Genomic DNA, 22,142 nt, shown 5'->3' on the forward strand with positions numbered 1-22,142 from the left:
GCGGCGCTCCAGCGGCAAAACGCGGGGTGGTACCAACGGTGGCGCGAAGGTCGCACCGCCGGCCAAGGGGGAGACGCGCGTTCAGCGCTCGTGCCCGCGGGAACGAGCGACGTCGCGCCCATTCCCGATTCCCGTTTCCCCATTCCCGGCCGCTCAGCGCACGGCCCTTAACGGCTTCCGCCAGCCTTCGTCGCTTCCGCCGCGCGCTTGTCCAACGCCTCGCGCATCTTGGCCGGGGGCAGGTAGCCGCCGATCTGGGTGCCGTCCGGGGCGAAGATCGCCGGGGTGCCGTTGACGCCCAGGCGCTGGCCCAGGTTGTACTGCATGGTCACCGGGTTCTTGCAGTTGGTCGCGCCCGGCACCTTGCCGCTGCTCTTGGCCTCGGTCAGCGCCTGCTTCTTGTCCGCCGCGCACCACACCGCGACCATGTCCTTGAAGTCCTGGCTACCCAGACCCATGCGCGGGAACGCCAGGTATTCCACCGCGATGCCCTGCTTGTTGAGCTCGCCGATCTCGCTGTGCAGCTTGCGGCAGTAGCCGCATTCGATGTCGGTGAACACGCTGATGGTGTACTTGGGATTGGCCGGGGCGAACACGATGCGATCGGCGCGCGGCGCCGATTCCAGCAGCTTGCGGCGGTAGCTCAGCAGGCCCTCGCTGGAGGCGAACTGCTTCTCCTGGATGTCGAACGGCTGCGCCTGGAACAGGTAGCGGCCGTCGTCGGAGACGTACAGCACCTGGCCGCCGACCACCACCTCGCGGAAGCCGGGGAACGGCGCGGCGCCGATGTAGTCGGGCTTGAAGTTGGGATCGAGCTGCAGCAGCGCCGCACGCACGCGCTGTTCGCCCGGCGCGCCGCTGGCGGCGGGAGCGGCCTTGGCCCCGGCGGTGGCGCCGGCGGGCGGCGTGGTGGACTGTGCGCAGGCGGAGAGCGAAGCCGCGCCCAGCAGCGCGCAAAGAGCAAAACGGAGCATTGGCGATCCATAAGGGTTGCGAATCGCCCGATTGTCGCACACCCCCCGGCGCGCTCCATGTAGACAGGCTGAGCGGCCCGCCCGCGCGCCGCGGCGGCGTTCAGCCGCGCGGATGATGCTTGCGGTGCAGGCTCTGCAGGTGCTCGCGCGCGACCAGGGTGTAGATCTGGGTGGTGGACAGCGAACTGTGGCCAAGCAGCATCTGCAGCGCGCGCAGGTCGGCACCGCGGTTGAGCAGATGGGTGGCGAAGCTGTGGCGCAGGCCATGCGGACTGATCTTCGCCGGATCGATCCCGGCCACCGCCGCATGGCGCTTGACCAGCCCCCAGAACTGCTGGCGGGTCAGCGCGCGCCGGGCGGCGTCGATGAACAGCGGCACCACGCCGTCGCTGGCCGGCACCGCCTGCCCGGCCGCCAGCGCCGGCCGCGCGCTGTCCAGGTAGCGCTGCAGCCAGTGCTGCGACTCCTCGCCCAGCGGCACCAGCCGCTCCTTGCTGCCCTTGCCGGTGACCCGCAACACGCCCTGGCGCAGGTTCACCGCGTTGGCCGGCAGGTTGACCAGCTCGCTGACGCGCAGGCCGGCCGCGTACATCAGCTCGAGCATGGCGCGGTCGCGCAGCCCCACCGGCGCGGACACGTCCGGCGCCGCCAACAGCGCATCGATCTGGCTCTCGGCCAGCGCCTTGGGCAGCGAGCGCGGCAGCCGCGGCGGCTCCAGCAGCGCGGTCGGGTCGTCGCCGCGCTCGCCGCGGCGCACGCGCAGGGCGAAGAAGGCGCGCAACGACGACAGCCAGCGCGCATTGCTGCGCGGCGAATAGCCCAGTTCGGTGCGCCAGGCCAGATAGTCGAACAGCGCCTGCCGATCGGCGCCGGCCAGGCCGCCGCCGGCCCCGTCGCGCCAGCGCGCGAAGCCCTCCAGATCGCGGCGGTAACTCTCCAGGCTCTGCCGCGCCAGTCCCTGCTCGGCCCAGGCCGCATCCAGGAACTGCTGGATCGTCACCGCATCGGCCTCGCGCAGCGGCGCGAGCCGTTGCGCCTGCTGGCGGCGTTCGGCGGGGGAATGCAGGGAGGGCATGCGGGCGGGATTCGGGATTCGGGATTCGGGATTCGGGATTCGGGATTCGGGATTCGGGATTCGGGATTCGGGATTCGGGATTCGGGAGAGCCTAGCCGCTTTGCCCGGGGGCGCAAGGCCGGCGTGGCCGGGCAACGAGCGCCAGGATGGCGTGCGCGAGCAGCGCGACCGCGATGCACGCGGTCCACCGCAATCGGCGCGACTGGCTCTAAGCTGTGCCGATGAGCGCCTCGCCTCCCGCCTCCGCCCCCCGTCCACGCGCGCTGCTGCTGTGGCGGCTGCTGGCGTTGTTCTACGACGCCTGGCCGGTGCTGGCGCTGTGGTTCGTGGTCTCGGCGCTGTTCACCCTCGGCTACACGCTGGAGGGGCATGCGCCGCGCGAGAACATCGCCCCGTTCAGCGCCCTGCAGTGGCTGCTGTGGCTGTGCTGCTGGGTCGTCGCCGGCCTGTACGCGACGCTGAGCTGGCGCCGCGGCGGCCAGACCTTGGGCATGCGTCCGTGGCGGCTGCGCCTGCACGGCGCCGACGGCAAGCCACCGAGCTGGAGCGCGCTGTGGCGGCGCTATCTGGTCGGGACCGTGTCGTTGCTGCTGGGTGGGTTGGGGTTCTGGTGGGCGTTGTTCGATCGGGAACGGTTGACGTGGCATGACAGAGCCAGCGCTACCCACTTGACCCGTCAACCCAAAGCCAAGCCCTGACCGCAGCAGAAAGCCGCACAGCCAGCCGTTGCTGACGTATCGGGATTACGGCGCCAAGCGGCCTCAGGAACGCTACGCCGTTCAACCTCGCATGGACCGCGGCAGACGCATGACAGCGCGCCGCACCAGTGCCTGCAGCGCACATCCGGTCAGATACAGCAGCAGCCCGAACGGCGGGATCAGCAGCAGATAGCGGGCGACCCAGCACAGGCCTGGCAGCGCACCATCCACACCCAACGCCGCCAACACCAGCAACTGCGGCGTCAACGGCAACTGCAAGAACACGAAACGGCCCTTGTCGTCGGCGCCAAGCGCCACCCACACGCAGCACGCCACCAGCGCCGCATACAGCATGCACAGACCGAGGCCGAGCACGCTGCGCCGGCGCACCGCTAACTGCTGCGTTTGCGGAACAGCAACCAGGACACCGTCAGCATCACCAGCGGCGGCAAGGCGTAGGCGATGCGGTAGTCGAACTTCAGGGCACCGGCCATGCGCCCGAAGAACAGCTGCAGCAGCCAGAACACCAGCGCGAACAGGATGCCCAGGAACAGGCGCTTGCCCATGCCGCCGCTGCGCAGCGCGCCGAATGCGAACGGGATCGCGGCGAAGCACAGCGCCAGCACGTTCAGCGGATAGAACCAGCGGCTCCAGTACTGGTCCTCGTAGTCGCGCGCGTCCAGGCCGTTGCGGCGGCGGTACTCGATGCTGGTGTGCAGGTCGCGCGCGGACAGGTTGCGCGGCTTGGCCAGGCCCGAGGCCAGCGCCGCCGCATCCAGCCGCGATTGCCACGGCAGGCTGTCGAACTTCTCGCGCTGCACCGAGCGCTCGCCGAAGGTGTCGCGGTAGGCCTGCTTCAGGGTCCAGCCGTCATGGCGATGCTCGGCGATGGCGGCGTGGGTCAGCGAGGCCAGCCGGCCGTTGTCGTCCAACGTGTACAGGCGCACGTCGCGCAGCTCCAGCCAGGTGCCGCCACCGTCCTCCAGGTGCTCTTCGCCGGCCTGCGCGTTGAGGAAGGTGTTGCCCTCGCGCGCCCACAGCCCGGAATAGCGGGCCATGCTCATGTCGCCGTTGTACTTGGCGTTGGCCTTGATCGCGTCGGCCTGGTTCTGCGCCCACGGCGCCAGGGTCTCGCCGTTGACCACCATGACCACGGTCAGCACCGCCATGGTCGAGGCCGCGGCCAGGCTCAGCCGGCGCCGCGACAGGCCCAGCGCGCGCAGCGCGGTCAGTTCGGAGGTGGCGGCGAGCTGCCCCAGACCCATCAGCACGCCGATCACCGCACCGGTCGGGAACAGGGTGTAGGCGCGGCGCGGCACCGTGTAGGCCACGAACGCGGCGGCATGGCCCAGGCTGTAGCTGCCGGTGCCGATGACCTTGAACTCGTTGGACAGGGCCATGATCACATCCAGGCCCAGCAGCACCGCCCAGGTCAGCAGCACCGTGCCGAGCACGGCGCGGCCCACGTACACATCGTGCAGGTTCGGACGCAGCCTCATGCCGGCTGCCTCCGCGGCCGCGACAGCCGGCCATCGCGCAGGTACATCCAGACCGACAGGGCCAGCAACGGCAGGGTCAGCCACCACAGGCCGAGCGCGCGCGGCAGCTTCTCGGTGCTCAGCCACTGGGTGCCGAGGAACATCAGGTTGGTGCCGACCAGGTAGGCCAGGAACGCCAGCATGATCCGGCCATAGCGCTGCTGCCGCGGCGAACTGCGCGACAGCGGCAGGGTCAGCAGGGCGAAGGCCAGCGCCAGCAGCGGCGGCGCCAGGCGCGCGTGCAACTGCGCATTGGCCTGCGGGCGCGGATCGCCGATCAGCTTGGCGGTGGGCAGCAGTTCCGGATCGTCGTCCTTGCGCGCGGCGTCGCGGTCCGGCAGCGCCACGTCGTTGCTGACGAAGCGCATCATCCGGTAGTCCAGCCCGTCGCCGGCCAGCGGCCCTTCGACCCGGTAGCCGTCCTCCAGGCGCAGGTAGCGGTCGGCCTTGCCTTCGAAGAACATCGCGCCGCGCTGCGCGGTGACCACGTCCAGGCGGCCGTCCTTCTGCCGCTGCATGAACACCTTGCTGAGCTTGGTGCCGTCCCCGGACAGGGTGCTGATGTAGACGATGCCGCCATCGGACAGCGGGGTGAAGCGGCCCGCCTCCAGCCCGGCCATCAGCAGGCTGTGGTTGGCCTCGTCGATCAGCCGGTCGGAGGTGCGGTCGGCCCAGGGGCCCAGCCACAGCGAGCACATGCCGACCAGGGTCACCACCGGGATCACCAGCATCAGGATCGGCCGCAGCAGGCGCCGCGGACCGACGCCGATAGCGGTGATCACCGCCATCTCCGAATCGCGGTACAGGCGCGCCAGCGCCAGCAGCAGGCCCAGCATCAGCGCCAGCGGCAGGATCAGCGGCAGGTACACCACGAACTGCAGGCCGAGCTGTGAAAACAACAACTTGGCCGGAATGCGGCCATCGGCGATGTTGCCCAGGATGTCCACCAGCACACCACCGACGCTGACCACCAGCAGCACGATCAGGGTGGCCGAGAAGCTCTGGACGAAATCGCGCAGCAGGTATCGATCGAGCTTCGGCATGGGGGTGGGTTGATTTAAACTCTCGGATTCGTTCGCGGCGGACCCAGCCTATTCGACTGGGGGTAAAGAGTCCGCGATTGTACGGATTTGCCAACGGAATCTGATCAATGGCCCTGGAATTCACCCTGAACCACGACGCCCCGGCTACCGCGGCGTTCGACTGCATCGTCGTCGGCGTGTTCGCCGACAAGCGCCTGTCCCCGGCCGCCCAGGCCCTGGACGCGGCCAGCGGCGGACGCCTGACCGCCCTGGCCGACCGTGGCGACGTCAGCGGCAAGACCGGCGCCACCGCCCTGCTCCACGACCTGCCCGGGGTGAGCGCGCCGCGGGTGCTGGCGGTGGGCCTGGGCGACGCCGCCAAGTTCGGCGTGCCGCAGTACCTGAAGGCGGTCGGCGACGCCGCGCGTGCGCTCAAGAGCGGGCCGGCGGCCAGCGCGCTGCTGACCCTGAGCGAACTGGAGGTCAAGGGCCGCGACCGCGCCTGGAACCTGCGCCAGGCGGTGATCGCCAGCGACCACGCCTGCTACCGCTACACCGCCACCCTCGGCAAGAAGAAGCCCGACGACAGCGGCCTGGCGCGTCTGGCCCTGCACGGCGACGACGCCACCGCGCTGGCCCAGGGCGAGGCGATCGCCGCCGGCGTGACGTTCGCCCGCGAACTGGGCAACCTGCCGCCGAACCTGTGCACCCCGGCCTACCTGGCCGAGACCGCGGCCGCCTTCGCCCGGGGCGTGGACGGCGCCGAGGCCGAGATCCTCGACGAGACGCGGATGCAGGAACTGGGCATGGGCTCGCTGCTGGCGGTGGCGCGCGGCTCGGCCAACCGCCCGCGGCTGCTGGTGCTGAAGTGGCATGGCGGCGGCGACGCCCAGCCCTACGTGCTGGTCGGCAAGGGCATCACCTTCGATACCGGCGGCGTCAACCTGAAGACCCAGGGCGGCATCGAAGAGATGAAGTACGACATGTGCGGCGGCGCCAACGTGATCGGCACCTTCGTCGCCGCGGCCACCGCGCGCCTGCCGCTGAACCTGGTGGTGGTGGTGCCGGCGGTGGAGAACGCGATCGACGGCAATGCCTACCGCCCGTCGGACGTGATCACCAGCATGTCCGGCAAGACCATCGAGGTCGGCAACACCGACGCCGAGGGCCGCCTGATCCTGTGCGACGCGCTGACCTACGCCGAGCGCTTCAAGCCCGCGGCGCTGATCGACGTGGCCACCCTCACCGGCGCCTGCATGGTCGCCCTGGGCCACCAGACCGCCGGCCTGATGAGCAAGCACGACGACCTGGCCGCCGAACTGCTGGCCGCCGGCGAGCACGTGTTCGACCGCGCCTGGCGCTTGCCGCTGTGGGACGAGTACCAGGGCCTGCTGGATTCCAGCTTCGCCGACGTCTACAACATCGGCGGCCGCTGGGCCGGCGCGATCACCGCCGGCTGCTTCCTGTCGCGCTTCACCGAAGGCCAGCGCTGGGCGCACCTGGACATCGCCGGCGTGGCCAGCGACGAAGGCAAGCGCGGCATGGCCACCGGCCGCCCGGTGGGGTTGTTGTCGCAGTGGTTGCTCGACCGCGCCGCGGCCGGGAATTGAGAAACGGGAATCGGGAATCGTGAAAAGCGCCTTGTCTGACCCAACCGGAGGCGGCGCGCGCGCCGCCCGCTGTTCCCATTCCCTATTCCCCATTCCCCACTCCCAGCCCTGATGCGCGCCGACTTCTACCTGATCGCCAAGCCGCGGTTCCTCAACGAACCGCTGCGGCTGGTGTGCGAGCTGGCGCGCAAGGCCAACGACGCCAACCTGTGGACGCTGGTGCTGGCGCGCGACATGGCCCAGGCCGAGGAGCTGGACGAGCTGCTGTGGGCGTTCGACGACGAGGCCTACATCCCGCACCAGATCGCCGGCGCCGACGCCGACGAGGAAGAAGCGCAGGTGCTGATCGCCCCGCCCGGCGTCGACGCGCCGGCGCGGCCGCTGGTGATCAACCTGCGCGATGCGCCCTACCTGGGCGCCTGCGACCGCGTCCTGGAAGTGGTCCCGGCCGATCCGTCCGCACGCGAACCGCTGCGCGAGCGCTGGAAGCAGTACAAAGCGCAGGGCTACACGGTCAACAAGCACGATATGTGATGCAGCGGAGAATCGGGAATGGAGAATCGGGAATCGTTTCTCCAAGCGCCGCATTGAGGCGGGTCCCGCTCTGCGCTCCATCGATTCCCCATTCCCGATTCCCGATTCCCAGCCAATGACCACCCTCGCCTCCAGCTACGATCCCAAGTCCTTCGAATCGCGCCTGTACGCGCAATGGGAAGCGTCCGGTTACTTCGCGCCGTCCGGGCAGGGCACGCCGTACACGGTGCTGCTGCCGCCGCCGAACGTGACCGGCACGCTGCACATGGGCCACGCCTTCCAGCAGACGCTGATGGATGCGCTGGTGCGCTACCACCGCATGCGCGGCTTCGACACGCTGTGGCAGGTCGGCAGCGACCATGCCGGCATCGCCACCGAGATGGTGGTGTCGCGCAACCTGACCCTGGAAGGCAAGGGCGAGACCCGCGATTCGCTGGGCCGCGACGGCTTCATCGCCAAGGTCTGGGAGTGGAAGCAGCATTCCGGCGACACCATCGAGCGGCAGATGCGCCGCCTCGGCACCTCGGCCGACTGGTCGCGCAGCACCTTCACCATGGACCCGCAGCCGTCGGCGGCGGTGATCGAGGCGTTCGTGCGCTGGCACGAGCAGGGCCTGATCTACCGCGGCCAGCGCCTGGTCAACTGGGACCCGGTGCTGAAGACCGCGATCTCCGACCTGGAAGTGGAGAACGTCGAGGAAGACGGCTTCCTGTGGTCGATCGCCTACAAGCTCGAGGACGGCGCCAGCTACGAACACGTCGAGCACGACGCCGACGGCAACGAGACCCTGCGCGAGACCCGCGACTACCTGGTGGTCGCCACCACCCGCCCGGAGACCCTGCTCGGCGATACCGCGGTGATGGTGCACCCGGAGGATGCGCGCTACGCGCACCTGATCGGCAAGACGGTGACCCTGCCGCTGACCGGCCGCCGCGTGCCGGTGATCGGCGACGACTACGTGGACCGCGCGTTCGGCACCGGCGTGGTCAAGGTCACCCCGGCGCACGACTTCAACGACTACCAGGTCGGCGTGCGGCATAGCTTGCCGATGATCAACCTGTTCACCCCGACCGCCGCGCTCAACGAGAGCGTCCCGGAAAAATACCGCGGCCTGGACCGCTTCGACGCGCGCAAGGCGGTGCTGGCCGATCTGGAAGAGCTCGGCATCCTGGTCGAGACCAAGCCGCACAAGCTGCAGGTGCCGCGCGGCGACCGCACCGGCCAGGTGATCGAGCCGTATCTCACCGACCAGTGGTTCGTGAAGATGGACGCGCTGGCCAAGCGCGGCCTGGAGCTGGTCGAGTCCGGGCAGATCCAGTTCGTACCGCCGAACTGGATCAACACCTACCGCCACTGGATGGAGAACATCCAGGACTGGTGCATCAGCCGCCAGCTGTGGTGGGGCCACCGCATTCCGGCCTGGTTCGACGACGCGGGCAACTGCTATGTCGGCCGCGACGAGGCCGACGCGCGCGCCAAGGGCGGCCTCGGCGCCGACGTCGCCCTGCACCAGGACAGCGACGTGCTGGAGACCTGGTTCTCCTCGCAGCTGTGGCCGTTCGCGACCATGGGCTGGCCCGATCCGCAGGCGATGGCCGAGCGCGGCTTCGACCGCTACCTGCCGTCGAGCGTGCTGGTCACCGGCTTCGACATCATCTTCTTCTGGGTGGCGCGCATGATCATGGCCACCGACAGCTTCACCGGCAAGGTGCCGTTCCGCGACGTCTACATCACCGGCCTGATCCGCGACGCGCAAGGCCAGAAGATGTCCAAGTCCAAGGGCAACGTGCTCGATCCGCTGGACATCATCGACGGCATCGACATCGAGGACTTGGTCGCCAAGCGCACCACCGGCCTGATGAAGCCGCAAGACGCCCCGAAGATCGAGAAGGCCACGCGCAAGGAATTTCCGAACGGCATCGTCGCCCACGGCGCCGACGCGCTGCGCTTCACCATCGCCGCGCTGGCCGGCCACGGCCGCGACATCAAGTTCGATCTGGGCCGCGCCGAGGGCTACAAGAACTTCTGCAACAAGTTGTGGAATGCCAGCCGCTTCGTGCTGATGAACACGCCGGGCGGGGAGTCGGGAGTCGGGAATCGAGAGTCGCAACGGCTCGCACCGGTCACCGATGCCGAGAAGTGGATCCTGCTGCGCCTGCAGGCGGTGACCGCGGAGGCGCAGGCGCAGTTCGCCGCGTACCGCTTCGACCTGCTGGCGCAATGCCTGTACGAATTCGCCTGGAACGAGTTCTGCGACTGGTTCCTGGAACTGGCCAAGCCGGCGCTGAGCGGCGACGACGCGGCGGCCGCCGACAGCACCCGCCATACCCTGCTGCACGTGCTGGAAACCCTGCTGCGCCTGCTGCACCCGCTGACTCCGTTCGTCACCGAGGAGCTGTGGCAGCAGGTGGCGCCGCGCCTGGGTATCGCCGCGCCGACCATCTCGCTGCAGCCGTACCCGGACGCGGCGGCGATGGACGTGGCCGCCTACGACGCGGCCGCGGCCGACGTGGAATGGCTGAAGGCGATGGTGTCGGCGCTGCGCCGCGTGCGCAGCGAGCTGCAGGTGGCGCCGTCGCGGCAGGTGCCGCTGCTGCTGCAGGGCGGCCAGGCGCAGGACCGCGCGCGGGTGGAGCGCTTCGCCGCGCAGCTGCGCTTCCTGCTCAAGCTCGAGGCCATCCAGTGGCTGGACGACGGCGCACCGGCGCCGGCCGCGGCCACCGCGATCGTCGGCGAACTGAAGCTGCTGGTTCCGCTGGAAGGGCTGGTCGACCTGGATGCCGAGCGCCTGCGCCTGGACAAGGAAATCGCCCGCGTCGCCGCCGAGAAGGACAAGAGCGAGGCCAAGCTCGGCAAGTTCACCGACAAGGTGCCGGCCGCGGTGGTCGAACAGGAACGCCAGCGCCTGATCGACTGGAGCGCGCAGCTGGACGGCCTGCGCGAGCAGCGCGCCAAGCTGTAGCGCGGACGCGGGGCGCCACCGGGCACGGCGTCGTAGGAGCGGCTTCAGCCGCGACCGGGCCTTCCCATGAACGCCCGGTCGCGGCTGAAACCGCTCCTACCGCGGCTACATAACATCACGGCCGTCCCCAGGTGCCGCCGCCCTGCCTGGCAGGCGGCGACACCTGTCAGGCTCAGAGCTTGCCCGCGCCGGCCTTGGCCTTGACGTCCGCGGCCACCTTGTTCGCCGGCAGCAGCGAATAGGTGTACGGCGGGGTCCAGCCAATGTTGTTGTTCCAGGAACAGGTCAGCGCCTGGCCGTTGAGCAGCGAGCCGAAATCGCGGTAGACGCTGCCGCCGTAGTTCGCCGCGATCTTGTCGCAACCGCTCACGCCACTGATGTCGAAGACGTTGTTCTCGGAGAAGATCTTCGACTCCTTGCCGACGCCGTGGGCGTAGGAGAACGGATACACCGCGTTGCCGGTGCTGCCCACGTGGTAGTTGTTGTACAGGTGCACCTGGCCGAAGCGCACCCGCGGCGCGCGCGCGGCGATGTTCTCGAACAGGGTGTTGTGGATGGTCACCTTGAGCTTGCCGCTGTCGGTGCTGGAAGCGCTGTCGCTGGAGCCGATCAGGTTGTTCTTCTCGTGCGACTTGAACACCGAGTACGACACGGTCACGTAGTTGGCGCCCTTCTTGATGTCCAGCGCGCCGTCGTGGTGCTGCTTGGGCCGGCCGTTGGCGGTGCCGTTCTGGTCGTCGGTGCGGCGGCCGTCGGTGAAAGTGACGTGGTCCACCCACACGTTGCTGGCGCCCTCGATGGTCATGCCGTCGTATTCGGCATTCCAGTTGCCGGCGCTGCCGTCGTCCGGATCCCACACCGGCTGCGGATCCCACGGGTTCTCGATGGTCAGGTTGCGCACGATCACGTCGTTGGCCTTGACGTAGAAGTAGCCCTCGCGGATCTCGGCGTTGCTGCCGACGCCGATCAGCGTGGTCTTGGTCGGGATGTCCAGGCGCGCGCGGCTCTTCATGTCCGCGGTGGTGCTGTACGGCGTGCCTTCGCTGATGTCGATGATGCCGTTGACCTTGATGATGCGGCCGTTGCTGCCGGCGCTGGCCTTCAGCGCGGCCTTCAGCTGCGCGGCGGTGCTGACGCTGTAGACGTCGGCCGCGGCGGCCTTGGAACCGCCCTTGGTGCCGCCGTTCTGCGTGGCCCAGCCGGTACTGGCGACCTCCAGGCTGGCGTCGGCATGGGCGGCCCCGGCGATGCCGGCCAGGCACAGGGCCAGGCCGAATGTGCGCAGCGGCGATGGAGCGATGAAGGACTGGGTGATCATCCTGGAAACCTCGTGTGCATGCGTGATTTGGACGCAGACGCGCGCGCTCCGCGGCAGCGGAACCCACGGCGACGCCTGCGCGGTCGCTGTCCCCTCGGACAACTGCGGGTCATGCCCGCGTGGGAGGCAGGCGCCGAAGAGGCGCGCACTTTAGGGAGGGCGACGCGCGTGTAAAGAGGCAACGAGGCGACGCCAGGATCCAGTCGCACGATGTGTGATCTACCGCGCACGAATGGCCTGCACGCCGCAACGCGGCGCAGCGCCATCGCTGCGGGACAACAACGCTGTCCCGCCGACAGGAGGCGACATTGCGGATCGGCGTGGCGCAGCGCCAGAACGCCGCAAACGCGCGTGGCGGACGCCGACCGCACGCGCGTCGCCGTTGGCGGTCAGCGCGCCTGTCGCCGACGCGATACCGGTGGGGCGGCAGGGTCCGTATCGGCAGGCGATGTCGCCGCACCAGGAAGCCACCGCGGCGCCCCTGACGTCGGAAGCGGGCGGGGAACGCGCGGCACGCGGCGTGCTTGCATTGCGCGCCCCTCCCGGCATCCGCCAACGGCCGCTGCGCTGTGCACCGGCCAGGCGCGCGAACGGCGCGCGGCGCGAGGATGGCTCAGGACATGCCTTCGAAGAACAGCTCGATCGCCATCACCAACGCGTCCTCGCGGCCGTTCGCGGCCGGGTAGTAGCGCGGGCGCCGGCCGATCTCGTTGAAGCCTTCGCTGTGGTACAGGGCGATCGCGTTGGGATTGGACGGGCGCACTTCCAGGAACACCCGGCGCGCGCCGAGGTCGACGCCGTACTTGATCAACGCGCGCAGCAGCAGCCGGCCGTAGCCGCGCGACTGCCGCTCCGGCGCCACGCAGACGTTGAGGATGTGCGCCTCGTCGGCGGCGACGCTGATCACCCCGTAGCCGACGATCGTGCCCTCCTCCACCAGCACCCAGCCCGGATAACCGGCCTGCAGGCAGTCGCGGAAGATGCCGCGGGTCCAGGGGAACGGATAGGCGCGGCGCTCGATCTCCATCACCGCGTCCAGATCGGCCTCGCGCAAGGCGCGCAGCGTGGCCATCGGCGCCGGCGCCGAGCCGAGCGCGCTCATCGCGGCGCCCGCTTGCGCAACGCGCGCAACTGCGGCCACAGCGCGCGCTTGGCCGCGGCGTTGCCGCGCAGCTCGTCCAGCGGCCAGGTCGCCATCAGCGCCTGCGTGGCCGGATCGTTGGGATTGAGGCTGGAGGCGCGCAGCAGGGCGATCTGCAGGCGGTCGGGCAGGCGCAGCCCGACCCGACGCGCGCCCGCCACGGGTGCGGCTCGCAGCGCATCCGGCTGCACCGCCGGCGCCGGTGGCGGCGGCGCCCGGCGCCGCTCCGGCACCTCGGCAGGAGACGCCGTCCGCGGCGGCATCGGCGCCTGCCGCTGCGCCGGTACCGCCGGCTCCACCTCCGGCGGCGGCGTCGGTTCGACCACGGCCGCGGCATCCACGTAGACGGTGTGGCCGAGCGCCTGCAGCCAGCCGACCTGCTCGGCCGACCACAACGGCGCGTGCATGGACGCGTGCTCGCTCATGCCGCGTCCGGCACCCTGCGCCAGCGCCGCCACAGCCACAGGCACGGCCCCGACAGCGCGTACAGCACGCCGATCGCCAGCAGCGCCCGCGCCAGGTCGATCACCAGCACCGCCAGTACCACCGGCGCCAGCACCAGCATCAGGAACGGCACCCGGTCGGTGCGCGGGCCCTTCTCGCCGCTGCCCTTGAAGCTCCAGAAGCGGATGCGGCTGACCATCAGCAGCGCCGCGGTCACGGTCAGGCCCAGGGCCACATAGCGCAGCTGTTCGCCGTCCCAGCCCAGCGAGCCGTCGGCGAAGGACCACACGAAGGCCATCATCAGCCCCGCCGCGGCCGGGCTGGCCAGGCCCACGAACCAGCGCTTGTCGACGGTGCCGACCTGGGTATTGAAGCGGGCCAGGCGCAGCGCGGCGCAGGCCGCGTACAGGAACGCCGCCGACCAGCCGACCCGGCCCAGCATGCTGCCGTCGAACTTCAGCGCCGACAGCGACCAGTGGTACATCACCAGCGCCGGCGCCATGCCGAAGCTGACCAGGTCGGCCAGCGAGTCGTACTGCACGCCGAATTCGCTGCTGGTGCCGGTCAGCCGCGCCACGCGCCCGTCCAGCCCGTCCATCACCGCGGCCACGAACACCGCCACGCTGGCGTGCACGAACTGGCCGTTGGCGGCGGCGATGATGGCGTAGAAACCGGAGAACAGGCCGGCGGTGGTGAACAGGTTCGGCAGCAGGTAGATGGTGCGCGAACGGGGGGGCGGTCGGGATGGGTCCATCCCCTCAGTCTAATCGACTTGCCAGGCGCGTCGGCGGGTGCTGCAATCGGCGCTCCCGCCGCGCCCTGGAGACCGCGATGCGCGCCCTGCCCCGGTTTTGCTGCCTGCCCCTGCTCGCCGTCAGCGGCATGCTCGGCGCCACCACCCTGTACCAGTGGAAGGACGCGCAGGGCGTCACCCACTATGCCGAGACCCCGCCCCCCGGCGGCAAGTACCAGGTCCGCAAGGTCGACACCCGCGGCGACGCCCCGGCCGAGACGCCCGCGGCGGCCCCGGCCGAGAACGGCCAGTGCCAGACCGCGCGCAAGAACCTGGACATCCTCGGCAAGCCCGGCAAGATCGCCACCGACAACGATGGCGACGGCAAGCCGGACGGGGAACTGGACGCATCCCAGCGCGATGCGCAGAAGGCCCTGGCCGAAGCCGCGATCAAGGCCTACTGCAGCCCGGCGGCCGCGCCCGCCAAGTAACCCGGACACGCCAGGCCAGCCGCGGGCGATGCCCGCAGCGCCGGCAATGACTGGCAAAATGGGCGACCCGCCGTCTGCGAAGCCCTTCGATGCGCCTTTCCCAGTTCCACCTGCACACCACCAAGGAAACCCCGGCCGACGCCGAACTGATCAGTCACAAGCTGATGCTGCGCGCGGGCATGATCCGCAAGCTCGCCTCCGGCCTGTACACCTGGTCGCCGCTGGGCCTGCGCGTGCTGCGCAAGGTGGAAACGGTGGTGCGCGAGGAAATGAACCACGCCGGCGCCCTGGAAGTGCTGTTCCCGACCATCCAGCCGCGCGAGCTGTGGGACGCCACCGGGCGCTGGAGCAAGTTCGGCGGCCTGATGCTGCGCATGCAGGACCGCAAGGAGCAGGACTACTGCTACAGCCCGACCGCCGAGGAGGCCGCCGCCGATTTCGCGCGGCAGGAGCTGAACAGCTACAAGCAGCTGCCGGTCAACTTCTACCAGATCCAGACCAAGTTCCGCGACGAGATCCGCCCGCGTTTCGGGGTGATGCGCGCGCGCGAGTTCCTGATGAAGGACGCCTACTCGTTCCATCTCAGCGATGAGGACCTGGCGCGCGAGTACGAGAACATGAAGGCGGCCTACACCCGCATCTTCACCCGCCTGGGACTGCAGTTCCGCGCGGTGCAGGCCGATTCCGGCGACATCGGCGGCGACGCCTCGCAGGAATTCCACGTGCTGGCCGCCTCCGGCGAAGATTCGCTGGCGTTCTCCACCGGCTCGGACTACGCGGCCAACGTCGAGGCGGCGATCGCCGCGGCGCCGGCGCCGCGCGCGGCGGCCAGCGAGGACCTGCGCAAGGTCGCCACGCCCACCCAGAAGACCTGCGAGGCGGTGGCCGAACTGCTCGGCCTCCCGCTGCAGCGCACGGTCAAGTCGGTGGCGGTGATGGCCGGCGAAACCTTCGTGCTGGCGCTGGTGCGCGGCGACCACACGGTCAACGAGATCAAGCTGGGCAAGGTCGCCGGCCTGGCCGGCTACCGCATGGCCAACGAGGCCGAGATCCTCGCGCACCTGGGCAGCGAACCGGGCTTCCTCGGCCCGCTGGGTCCGCGCCAGCCGATCCGCGTGGTCGCCGACCGCGACGTCGCGGCGCTGGCCGACTTCGTGGTCGGCGCCAACGAACCCGGCTTCCACCTGGCCGGGGTCAACTGGGGCCGCGACCTGCCGGAGCCGGACGCCGTCGCCGACCTGCGCAACGTGGTCGAGGGCGAGCGCGCGCCCGATGGCGGCGAGATCCGCCTGGCCCGCGGCATCGAGGTCGGCCATGTGTTCCAGCTCGGCCGCCAGTACGCACAGGCGCTGGACGCCACGGTGGTGGACGAGAACGGCAAGACCGTGACGCTGGCGATGGGCTGCTACGGCATCGGCATCTCCCGCATCGTCGCCGCGGCGATCGAACAGAACCACGACGACGCCGGCATCCGCTGGCCGCAGCCGATGGCGCCGTGGACGGTGGCGGTGTGCGTGATCAATCCCAAGCGCGATCCGGCGGTCGATGCCGCCGGCGAGGCGTTGCTGGCGGAACTGCAGCAGGCCGGGCTGGATGCGGTGCTGGACGACCGCGGGCTGCGCGCCGGCGCGATGTTCGCCGACATCGAACTGATCGGCATTCCGCACCGCGTGGTGGTGTCCGAACGCGGCCTGGCCGCCGGCACCTTCGAATATCGCGCGCGCAGCGGCGGCGATGCCGAGCACCTGGATCGCAGCGCGCTGCTGGCGCGACTGCAGGGCTGAAGAATGGGGCCGGGAGTATATCCCGGCCTTTTTACGCTATCGTCACGCCCATAAGCGAAATCTTCGCGCTACTGCCGCAATTGAATACAGCGGGTATACAACGGCAGACGAATACTGCAGCGGCATTCCACTTGCAAATGCCTGCCGCGAATAAGCCTGATATTTGTCAATCCGATAAAGCATCATTATGCTTTCGCGGTTGCCAGGGAATGGCGAACGGACACCACCCATTTTCCGGAGCAAAGATGACCATCGATCTCAGCGGCCTGTCCGCCAAGCAATTGGGCGCCCTCATCAAGACCGCCAAGAAGCAGCAGTCCATCGTCGCCAAGCGCACTCCCATCGCCAAGGTCCGCACCCAGCTGGCGCGCCTGGCCAAGAGCCACGGCTACAGCATCGAGGAAGTCTTCGGCGGCGCGCCCGCCGCACGCGGCCGCAAGGCCGGCAAGCCGGGTCCGAAGCCGGGCCGCAAACTGGGCAAGGTGCCGCCGAAGTACCGCAATCCCGCCAATGCCGCCGACACCTGGACCGGCCGCGGCAAGCAGCCGCGCTGGCTGGCCGATCTGGTCGCCAAGGGCAAGAAGGTCGAGGATTTCCTGATCGCCGGCGCCGCCGCCAAATCCGCCGCACCGGCCAAGAAAACCGCCAAGAAGGCCGCCAAGCGCGTTGCCAAGAAGGCCAGCAAGACCCCCGCGCCGAAGGCCTGATTCGCCGCGACAGCCGTCACGAAGAACGCCGGCCATGCCGGCGTTCTTCGTTTCAGTCTTCAAAGATTCTTGCGCGCCGGCACCAACAGATTGCCGAACAGCAGGCCGGCGACCAGCGCCATCACGATATTGGTCACCGTCAGCAACGCCGATTGCCCGCCGAGTACGTCCTGCTGCTGCACCAGGGTCAACAACCCGCGCAGGCTGGCGCTGCCGGGCACCAGCATGATGATGCCCGGCAGCCGCACCAGCGCGCCCGGCCGCTGCACGATGCGCCCGAACAGATTGCCGGCGGCGGTCAACACCATCGCCGACAGGAAGATGCCGACCGGGCTGCCCCAGGCGTCGCCGGCGAAGCGCGCGATCACATAGCCGGCCGCCGAGGCCGCCATCACGAACGGGTAATCGCGGCCGCTGGCCTTGAACAGCAGCGCGAACGCGTAGGCGGCGACCAGCAGCGAGGCCCATTCCACCCAACCGTGCTGCGGCCGCGATGCCCGCACCATCGGCTCCAGGCCGAGCAGCTGCGCCAGGGTCACCGCGATCACCGCGCCGACGGTCAGCTTGACGACGGTGGTGACCGCGCCGGCGAAGCGCGCCGTGCCCGACACCCAGTGCTGGCTGGTCAGTTCGTTGACCGCATTGGTCAGCGCCATGCCGGGCAGCAGCACCACCAGCGAGGCGATGATCACCGTGTTGAGATTGAGCGGCGCCACGAAGCTGGCCACCAGGGTCGCGACGAAACCAGCCAGCAGCGCCGCCAGCGCGTCGTTGGCTTCCTTGGTTGCCGGACGCTTGTCGGTGAGCTGGGTCAGCACGCCGATCAGCAGGCCGATCACGGTGGCGGTGGCGATGTCCAGCCACGGCAGGCGCCACAGCCCGGCCACGCCGGCCGCGGCCAGGCCGAACCCCAGCACCTGCATCGCCATCCAGCGCCGTCCCGGCGGCTGGTCCAGCTGGCGCAGCGCGGTGTGGCCCTGGGCCACGCTCATGCGCCCGCTGGCCACGTCGTCGGCGATGCGGTCGGCGACGCTGAGCTTGTGCAGGTCGTTGTCGCCGGGCGCCAGCCGCACCACGCGGGTGATGTCGCTGGAGCCGATCGCCTTGGTCGGGTCGCTGAAGCTGAGGATCAGCCCGGTCGGGTTGGACCAGGGCTCGCAGTCCAGGTCCAGTTGCTGCGACAGCGCCACCACCGCCGCCTCCAGCCGCTGCGCGGTGGTGCCGTAGGTGTGCAGTCGCCCGGCGATGTCGGAGACAAAGGCGATGCGCTGCGCGTAGGTCGCATTGGCGGAGGGACTGACGGTGGGAGCGGCGGGCATGTCGGCTAGTATGGCGCCAACGCCGCGCCCGGCCACCCTGTCGCGATCACCACATCTGCAACACGGGCGAAACAGGTATGCTCGCGCACCGGACGCCCCCATGATCGAACCGCAACCGCCCAAACTCAGCCAGGACGACCGAGACCCCTCGCGGGTGCGGCTGACCGGCAGTTGGACCCTGGCCACCGCCCTGGCCTCCTCGGAAGTGCTGCGCGGCATGCCGGCCGGCACCACCGGCATCGACGCCAGCGGCATCGGCCAGCTGGATTCGGCGGGGGTGCTGCAGCTGATGCGCTACGCCACCCGCAACGGCATCGCCCACGATGCGGTGGATTTTCGCCAGGACCACCGCGCGCTGGTCTCGACCATCGAGGACGTGGCCGACGACCGCCCCAAGCGCAAGCGCGACTACGGTTTCGCCGCGGCGCTGGAACGCCTGGGCTATGCGGTGCACCGCAACGGCAAGGAAATCGTCGCCCTGGTCGGTTTCCTCGGCGAGACCCTGGTCAAGCTGCTGCGGCTGCTGCACGCGCCGCGCCGGTTCCGCCTGACCGCCACCGTGCACCACATGGAGCAGGTCGGCCTGGACGCGGTGCCGCTGGTGGCGCTGCTGTCGTATCTGGTCGGCGCGGTGATCGCCTTCCTCGGCTCCACCATCCTGCGCGACTTCGGCGCCGAAATCTACGTGGTGGAGCTGGTCAGTATCGCCTTCCTGCGCGAGTTCGCGGTGCTGCTGACCGCGATCGTGCTGGCCGGGCGCACCGCCAGCGCGTTCACCGCGCAGATCGGCGCGATGAAGGCGCGCGAAGAGGTCGACGCGATCCAGACCCTGGGCCTGGACCCGATGGACCTGCTGGTGATCCCGCGGCTGGTGGCACTGCTGCTGATGCTGCCGCTGCTGACCTTCGTGGCGATGATCGCCGGCCTGGCCGGCGGCGTCACCGTCGGCGCCTTCGACCTGGGCATCCCGCCGCAGATGTACCTGGCGCGCATGCACGACACCATCCAGATCCGGCACATGCTGGTCGGCCTGTCCAAGGCACCGATCTTCGCCATCGTGATCGGCCTGATCGGCTGCCTGGAAGGGCTGCGGGTGGAAGGCACCGCGCAGTCGGTGGGCGAGCGCACCACCTCCAGCGTGGTGCAGACGATCTCGCTGGTGATCATCATCGACGCGATCGCCGCGCTGTGGTTCATGAACATGGGGTGGTGAGTTGAAGCCGGGAATCGAAAGTCGAGAATCGGGAATGGGGAACGCCGGCTGCGTCAGCGACGTCGGCCGGGAGTGCACGCCTTGACCATTCCCGATTCCCCACTCCCGATTCCCGACCAGGAACTCGCCATCTCCGTGCGCGGCCTGGTCAACCGCTTCGGCAGCCAGACCGTGCACGAGGACCTGGACCTGGACGTGCGCCGCGGCGAGATCCTCGGCGTGGTCGGCGGGTCGGGTACCGGCAAGTCGGTGCTGATGCGCACCATCCTCGGCCTGCGCGAACCCGATGCCGGCAAGATCCAGGTGCTCGGCGTGGATACCGATTCCGGCCGCCGCGCCGATCGCCTGCACGTGGAGCGCAATACCGGCGTGCTGTTCCAGGACGGGGCGCTGTTCTCCTCGTTGACCGTCGGCGAAAACGTGCAGGTGCCGCTGAAGGAGCATTTCGGCGAACTGCCCGACAGCTGGCATTACGAGCTGGCGCTGCTGAAGGTGAAGCTGGCCGGCCTGCCCGCCGACGCGCTGAACAAGCTGCCCTCGCAGCTGTCCGGCGGCATGCGCAAGCGCGCCGGGCTGGCGCGAGCACTGGCGCTGGACCCGCCGCTGCTGTTCCTGGACGAACCCACCGCCGGCCTGGACCCGATCGGCGCGGCCGCCTTCGACCGGCTGATCCGCACCCTGCAGGAAGCGCTGGGCCTGACCGTGTTCCTCATCACCCACGACCTGGACACCTTGTACGCTATCTGCGACCGCGTGGCGGTGCTGGCCGACCGCAAGGTCATCGCCAACGCGCCGCTGGCCGAGATCGAGCACGTGGACCACCCGTGGATCCAAGAGTATTTCCACGGCCCGCGCGCCCGCGCCGCACGCGATGCCAAGACCGCCTGGACCGAGACCCGCTGAGCCCATGGAAACCAAAGCCAATTACGTGCTGATCGGCGCCTTCACCATCGTGGTGGGGATCGCGCTGCTGCTGTTCGGACTCTGGGCCGCCAAGTACTCCTCCGACCGCACCTGGCAGGAATACCGCGTGGTCTTCCGCGAGGCGGTGACCGGCCTGTCGGTCGGCAGCCCGGTGCAGTACAACGGCATCGCGGTGGGCTCGATCACCGAGCTGACCCTGGCGCCGAACGACCCGCGCCAGGTGGTGGCGCGGATCCGGGTCAACTCGACCACACCGATCAAGAGCGACACCCGCGCCAAGCTGGGCATTACCAGCCTGACCGGACCGTCGATCATCCAGCTCTCCGGCGGTACCCCGGAAGCGCCGACGCTGACCTCGATCGACAACAGCGATGCGCCGATCATCCAGACCACGCCCTCGGCGCTGCAGAACATCACCGACACCGCCAACCGCATCGTCGAGCGCCTGGACGAAGTGCTCAGCGACCGCAATGTCGCCAGCATCACCGCCACCCTGCATAACCTGGAGACCATCAGCGGCGGCCTGGCCGACCGCGACCAGGGCATGCAGTCGCTGATCGTCAGCGCGCGCGACGCCGCGCGCAACCTGGACACCACGCTCAAGACCACCAATGGCACCATCCAGCGCCTGGACCAGAACCTGGTGCAGCAGCTGCCACCGATCCTGGACAAGCTGGAGGACACGCTGAGCAAGCTGGATTCGGCTGCCGGCAATGCCGACAAGATCCTTGGCGAGAACCGCTCGGCGATCAACAGCTTCGCCAACGACGGCCTCGGCCAGCTCGGCCCGACCCTGACCGAACTGCGCGGCCTGATCCGCGACCTGCGCCGGGTCAGCGACCGCCTGGACAACAACCCCGCGCGCTACCTGCTCGGCCGCGACGCCCCGAAGGAGTTCAAACCCAAATGAAGCCGATGCGCGCCTTCCTCCTGCTCGCGGTGCCGGCCCTGCTGCTGGCCGGCTGTTCGCTGCCGGGCGGCAGCAAGGAGCCGGTGACGATCTACGCGCCCGACGTGCGGGTGACCGCGGACCCGGCCTGGCCGCAGGTGACGTGGCAACTGGCGCTGACCAAGCCCAGCGCCGCGCGCGTGGTCGACAGTTCGCGCATCGCGGTGCGCCCGACCCCGGACGAACTGCAGGTGTACGGCGGCGTCAGCTGGGCGCAGCCGGCCACCGACATGCTCGAGGACATGCTGCTGCGCGGGTTCGAGGATTCCGGGCGCATTCCGGGCGTGGCCCGGCTCGGCACCGGCATCCGCGCCGACTACAAGCTGCTGCTGGACCTGCGCCGCTTCGAATCGGACTACGCCGGGCGCGCGGTGCCGTCGGCCACCATCGAACTCAACGCCAAGCTGCTGTACAGCGCCGACCAGCGCGTGGTCGCCTCGCGCACCTTCCTGGTGACCGAGCCGGCCGCCGGCACCGCCGAATCGCAGGTGGTCGATGCCTTCGCCAAGGCGCTGTCGCAGATCGGCCACGACGTGGTCGGCTGGACCCTGCAACAGGGCCAGGCCGACGCCGCCACCGCACTGGCCCCCAGCGTTCCGCCGCCAGCCCGCCCGAAGCCGCCGCGGCGCTGATTGACTCCCCTCTCCCGCCGGGAGAGGGGCCGGGGGTGAGGGTACGGCGGCCAGGGAGCCCCTGTTCCTCCAGA

The 22,142-nt window shown here is 69.6% G+C and carries 21 protein-coding genes; 11 read left to right on the top strand and 10 right to left on the bottom strand.

Going from position 1 to position 22,142, the window contains the following annotated elements; all coding sequences use genetic code 11:
• Positions 1 to 167: 167 nt before the first annotated feature.
• Positions 168 to 974 carry a DsbC family protein gene (locus tag AC1PME_RS17790; protein WP_254459166.1) on the bottom strand — a complete coding sequence of 269 codons (807 nt, stop codon included), beginning with the start codon at positions 972 to 974 and terminating at the stop codon, positions 168 to 170.
• A gap of 100 nt (positions 975 to 1,074) precedes the next feature.
• Positions 1,075 to 2,049, bottom strand: a complete 975-nt coding sequence (gene xerD, locus AC1PME_RS17795) for a site-specific tyrosine recombinase XerD (RefSeq protein ID WP_481096573.1) — start codon at positions 2,047 to 2,049, stop codon at positions 1,075 to 1,077.
• Between the two features lie 221 nt (positions 2,050 to 2,270).
• Between xerD and AC1PME_RS17800 the strand changes: the two genes are divergently transcribed.
• Positions 2,271 to 2,747: an RDD family protein gene (locus tag AC1PME_RS17800; RefSeq protein WP_481096574.1), complete on the top strand. Its 477-nt coding sequence runs from the start codon at positions 2,271 to 2,273 to the stop codon at positions 2,745 to 2,747.
• Positions 2,748 to 2,828: 81 nt separating this feature from the next.
• Here AC1PME_RS17800 and AC1PME_RS17805 read toward each other — a convergent pair whose 3' ends face one another.
• From AC1PME_RS17805 to lptF, 3 genes are read right to left on the bottom strand one after another with little or no spacing between them, the layout of a single operon-like run.
• Positions 2,829 to 3,137, bottom strand: a complete 309-nt coding sequence (locus AC1PME_RS17805) for a hypothetical protein (RefSeq protein WP_481096575.1) — start codon at positions 3,135 to 3,137, stop codon at positions 2,829 to 2,831.
• A gap of 2 nt (positions 3,138 to 3,139) precedes the next feature.
• Positions 3,140 to 4,246, bottom strand: a complete 1,107-nt coding sequence (lptG, locus tag AC1PME_RS17810; RefSeq protein ID WP_254459170.1) for an LPS export ABC transporter permease LptG — start codon at positions 4,244 to 4,246, stop codon at positions 3,140 to 3,142.
• Positions 4,243 to 5,328 (bottom strand): LPS export ABC transporter permease LptF, encoded by a 1,086-nt coding sequence (gene lptF, locus AC1PME_RS17815; RefSeq protein ID WP_160948123.1) that lies wholly within the window; start codon positions 5,326 to 5,328, stop codon positions 4,243 to 4,245. The genes lptG and lptF overlap by 4 nt, the downstream gene beginning before the upstream one ends.
• Before the next feature lie 107 nt (positions 5,329 to 5,435).
• On the opposite strand from lptF, the gene AC1PME_RS17820 reads away from it, so the two are divergent.
• The 3 genes from AC1PME_RS17820 to AC1PME_RS17830 all read left to right on the top strand — a co-directional run bounded on the left by AC1PME_RS17820 (position 5,436) and on the right by AC1PME_RS17830 (position 10,413).
• The gene (locus AC1PME_RS17820) at positions 5,436 to 6,917 is read left to right on the top strand and encodes a leucyl aminopeptidase (protein ID WP_481096576.1); all 1,482 of its coding nucleotides are present in this window, start codon (positions 5,436 to 5,438) and stop codon (positions 6,915 to 6,917) included.
• Positions 6,918 to 7,025: 108 nt separating this feature from the next.
• Positions 7,026 to 7,451: a DNA polymerase III subunit chi gene (locus tag AC1PME_RS17825; protein ID WP_481098145.1), complete on the top strand. Its 426-nt coding sequence runs from the start codon at positions 7,026 to 7,028 to the stop codon at positions 7,449 to 7,451.
• Positions 7,452 to 7,566: 115 nt separating this feature from the next.
• Positions 7,567 to 10,413 (top strand): valine--tRNA ligase, encoded by a 2,847-nt coding sequence (locus tag AC1PME_RS17830; protein ID WP_481096577.1) that lies wholly within the window; start codon positions 7,567 to 7,569, stop codon positions 10,411 to 10,413.
• 172 nt (positions 10,414 to 10,585) lie between these two features.
• On the opposite strand, the gene AC1PME_RS17835 is transcribed toward AC1PME_RS17830, so the two are convergent.
• From AC1PME_RS17835 to pssA, 4 genes are all read right to left on the bottom strand, one after another.
• A complete protein-coding gene (locus AC1PME_RS17835; protein WP_307552446.1) occupies positions 10,586 to 11,731 on the bottom strand; it encodes a pectate lyase family protein in 1,146 nt (381 codons plus the stop codon).
• A gap of 613 nt (positions 11,732 to 12,344) precedes the next feature.
• Positions 12,345 to 12,833: a ribosomal protein S18-alanine N-acetyltransferase gene (rimI, locus tag AC1PME_RS17840; RefSeq protein WP_254459174.1), complete on the bottom strand. Its 489-nt coding sequence runs from the start codon at positions 12,831 to 12,833 to the stop codon at positions 12,345 to 12,347.
• Positions 12,830 to 13,279: an alanine acetyltransferase gene (locus tag AC1PME_RS17845; RefSeq protein WP_481098146.1), complete on the bottom strand. Its 450-nt coding sequence runs from the start codon at positions 13,277 to 13,279 to the stop codon at positions 12,830 to 12,832. Before AC1PME_RS17845 ends, rimI begins: the two co-directional genes overlap by 4 nt.
• 14 nt (positions 13,280 to 13,293) lie before the next feature.
• On the bottom strand, positions 13,294 to 14,070 hold the full coding sequence (gene pssA / locus AC1PME_RS17850) for a CDP-diacylglycerol--serine O-phosphatidyltransferase (RefSeq protein WP_254459175.1): 777 nt from the start codon (positions 14,068 to 14,070) through the stop codon (positions 13,294 to 13,296).
• A gap of 77 nt (positions 14,071 to 14,147) precedes the next feature.
• Between pssA and AC1PME_RS17855 the strand changes: the two genes are divergently transcribed.
• The 3 genes from AC1PME_RS17855 to AC1PME_RS17865 all read left to right on the top strand — a co-directional run bounded on the left by AC1PME_RS17855 (position 14,148) and on the right by AC1PME_RS17865 (position 17,031).
• On the top strand, positions 14,148 to 14,540 hold the full coding sequence (locus AC1PME_RS17855) for a DUF4124 domain-containing protein (protein ID WP_254459176.1): 393 nt from the start codon (positions 14,148 to 14,150) through the stop codon (positions 14,538 to 14,540).
• Between the two features lie 89 nt (positions 14,541 to 14,629).
• Positions 14,630 to 16,324 (top strand): proline--tRNA ligase, encoded by a 1,695-nt coding sequence (locus AC1PME_RS17860; RefSeq protein ID WP_481096578.1) that lies wholly within the window; start codon positions 14,630 to 14,632, stop codon positions 16,322 to 16,324.
• Between the two features lie 245 nt (positions 16,325 to 16,569).
• Complete coding sequence (locus AC1PME_RS17865; protein ID WP_307552451.1) at positions 16,570 to 17,031, top strand: H-NS histone family protein; 462 nt, start codon at positions 16,570 to 16,572, stop codon at positions 17,029 to 17,031.
• 59 nt (positions 17,032 to 17,090) lie between these two features.
• Here the strand turns inward: AC1PME_RS17865 and AC1PME_RS17870 are convergent, their stop codons facing one another.
• A complete protein-coding gene (locus AC1PME_RS17870) occupies positions 17,091 to 18,350 on the bottom strand; it encodes a threonine/serine exporter family protein (protein WP_254459179.1) in 1,260 nt (419 codons plus the stop codon).
• Between the two features lie 100 nt (positions 18,351 to 18,450).
• Between AC1PME_RS17870 and AC1PME_RS17875 the strand changes: the two genes are divergently transcribed.
• From AC1PME_RS17875 to AC1PME_RS17890, 4 genes are all read left to right on the top strand, one after another.
• Positions 18,451 to 19,563 (top strand): ABC transporter permease, encoded by a 1,113-nt coding sequence (locus tag AC1PME_RS17875; protein ID WP_481096579.1) that lies wholly within the window; start codon positions 18,451 to 18,453, stop codon positions 19,561 to 19,563.
• Positions 19,564 to 19,644: 81 nt separating this feature from the next.
• Positions 19,645 to 20,466, top strand: coding sequence for an ABC transporter ATP-binding protein (locus AC1PME_RS17880; protein WP_307552453.1), 822 nt, complete (start codon positions 19,645 to 19,647; stop codon positions 20,464 to 20,466).
• Positions 20,467 to 20,470: 4 nt separating this feature from the next.
• Positions 20,471 to 21,397 (top strand): MlaD family protein, encoded by a 927-nt coding sequence (locus AC1PME_RS17885; RefSeq protein ID WP_019797240.1) that lies wholly within the window; start codon positions 20,471 to 20,473, stop codon positions 21,395 to 21,397.
• Positions 21,394 to 22,068: an ABC-type transport auxiliary lipoprotein family protein gene (locus AC1PME_RS17890; protein WP_254459182.1), complete on the top strand. Its 675-nt coding sequence runs from the start codon at positions 21,394 to 21,396 to the stop codon at positions 22,066 to 22,068. Before AC1PME_RS17885 ends, AC1PME_RS17890 begins: the two co-directional genes overlap by 4 nt.
• Positions 22,069 to 22,142 lie beyond the last annotated feature (74 nt).

It is taken from the genome of Xanthomonas sp. NCPPB 901 (assembly GCF_056725085.1).

Coding starts and splice junctions, on each gene's coding strand:
- AC1PME_RS17790 (WP_254459166.1), bottom strand. CDS start 974: ATGCTCCGTTTTGCTCTTTGCGCGCTGCTGGGCGCGGCTTCGCTCTCC.
- xerD (WP_481096573.1), bottom strand. CDS start 2,049: ATGCCCTCCCTGCATTCCCCCGCCGAACGCCGCCAGCAGGCGCAACGG.
- AC1PME_RS17800 (WP_481096574.1), top strand. CDS start 2,271: ATGAGCGCCTCGCCTCCCGCCTCCGCCCCCCGTCCACGCGCGCTGCTG.
- lptG (WP_254459170.1), bottom strand. CDS start 4,246: ATGAGGCTGCGTCCGAACCTGCACGATGTGTACGTGGGCCGCGCCGTG.
- lptF (WP_160948123.1), bottom strand. CDS start 5,328: ATGCCGAAGCTCGATCGATACCTGCTGCGCGATTTCGTCCAGAGCTTC.
- AC1PME_RS17820 (WP_481096576.1), top strand. CDS start 5,436: ATGGCCCTGGAATTCACCCTGAACCACGACGCCCCGGCTACCGCGGCG.
- AC1PME_RS17830 (WP_481096577.1), top strand. CDS start 7,567: ATGACCACCCTCGCCTCCAGCTACGATCCCAAGTCCTTCGAATCGCGC.
- AC1PME_RS17835 (WP_307552446.1), bottom strand. CDS start 11,731: ATGATCACCCAGTCCTTCATCGCTCCATCGCCGCTGCGCACATTCGGC.
- rimI (WP_254459174.1), bottom strand. CDS start 12,833: ATGAGCGCGCTCGGCTCGGCGCCGGCGCCGATGGCCACGCTGCGCGCC.
- AC1PME_RS17845 (WP_481098146.1), bottom strand. CDS start 13,279: ATGCACGCGCCGTTGTGGTCGGCCGAGCAGGTCGGCTGGCTGCAGGCG.
- pssA (WP_254459175.1), bottom strand. CDS start 14,070: ATGGACCCATCCCGACCGCCCCCCCGTTCGCGCACCATCTACCTGCTG.
- AC1PME_RS17855 (WP_254459176.1), top strand. CDS start 14,148: ATGCGCGCCCTGCCCCGGTTTTGCTGCCTGCCCCTGCTCGCCGTCAGC.
- AC1PME_RS17860 (WP_481096578.1), top strand. CDS start 14,630: ATGCGCCTTTCCCAGTTCCACCTGCACACCACCAAGGAAACCCCGGCC.
- AC1PME_RS17865 (WP_307552451.1), top strand. CDS start 16,570: ATGACCATCGATCTCAGCGGCCTGTCCGCCAAGCAATTGGGCGCCCTC.
- AC1PME_RS17870 (WP_254459179.1), bottom strand. CDS start 18,350: ATGCCCGCCGCTCCCACCGTCAGTCCCTCCGCCAATGCGACCTACGCG.
- AC1PME_RS17875 (WP_481096579.1), top strand. CDS start 18,451: ATGATCGAACCGCAACCGCCCAAACTCAGCCAGGACGACCGAGACCCC.
- AC1PME_RS17885 (WP_019797240.1), top strand. CDS start 20,471: ATGGAAACCAAAGCCAATTACGTGCTGATCGGCGCCTTCACCATCGTG.
- AC1PME_RS17890 (WP_254459182.1), top strand. CDS start 21,394: ATGAAGCCGATGCGCGCCTTCCTCCTGCTCGCGGTGCCGGCCCTGCTG.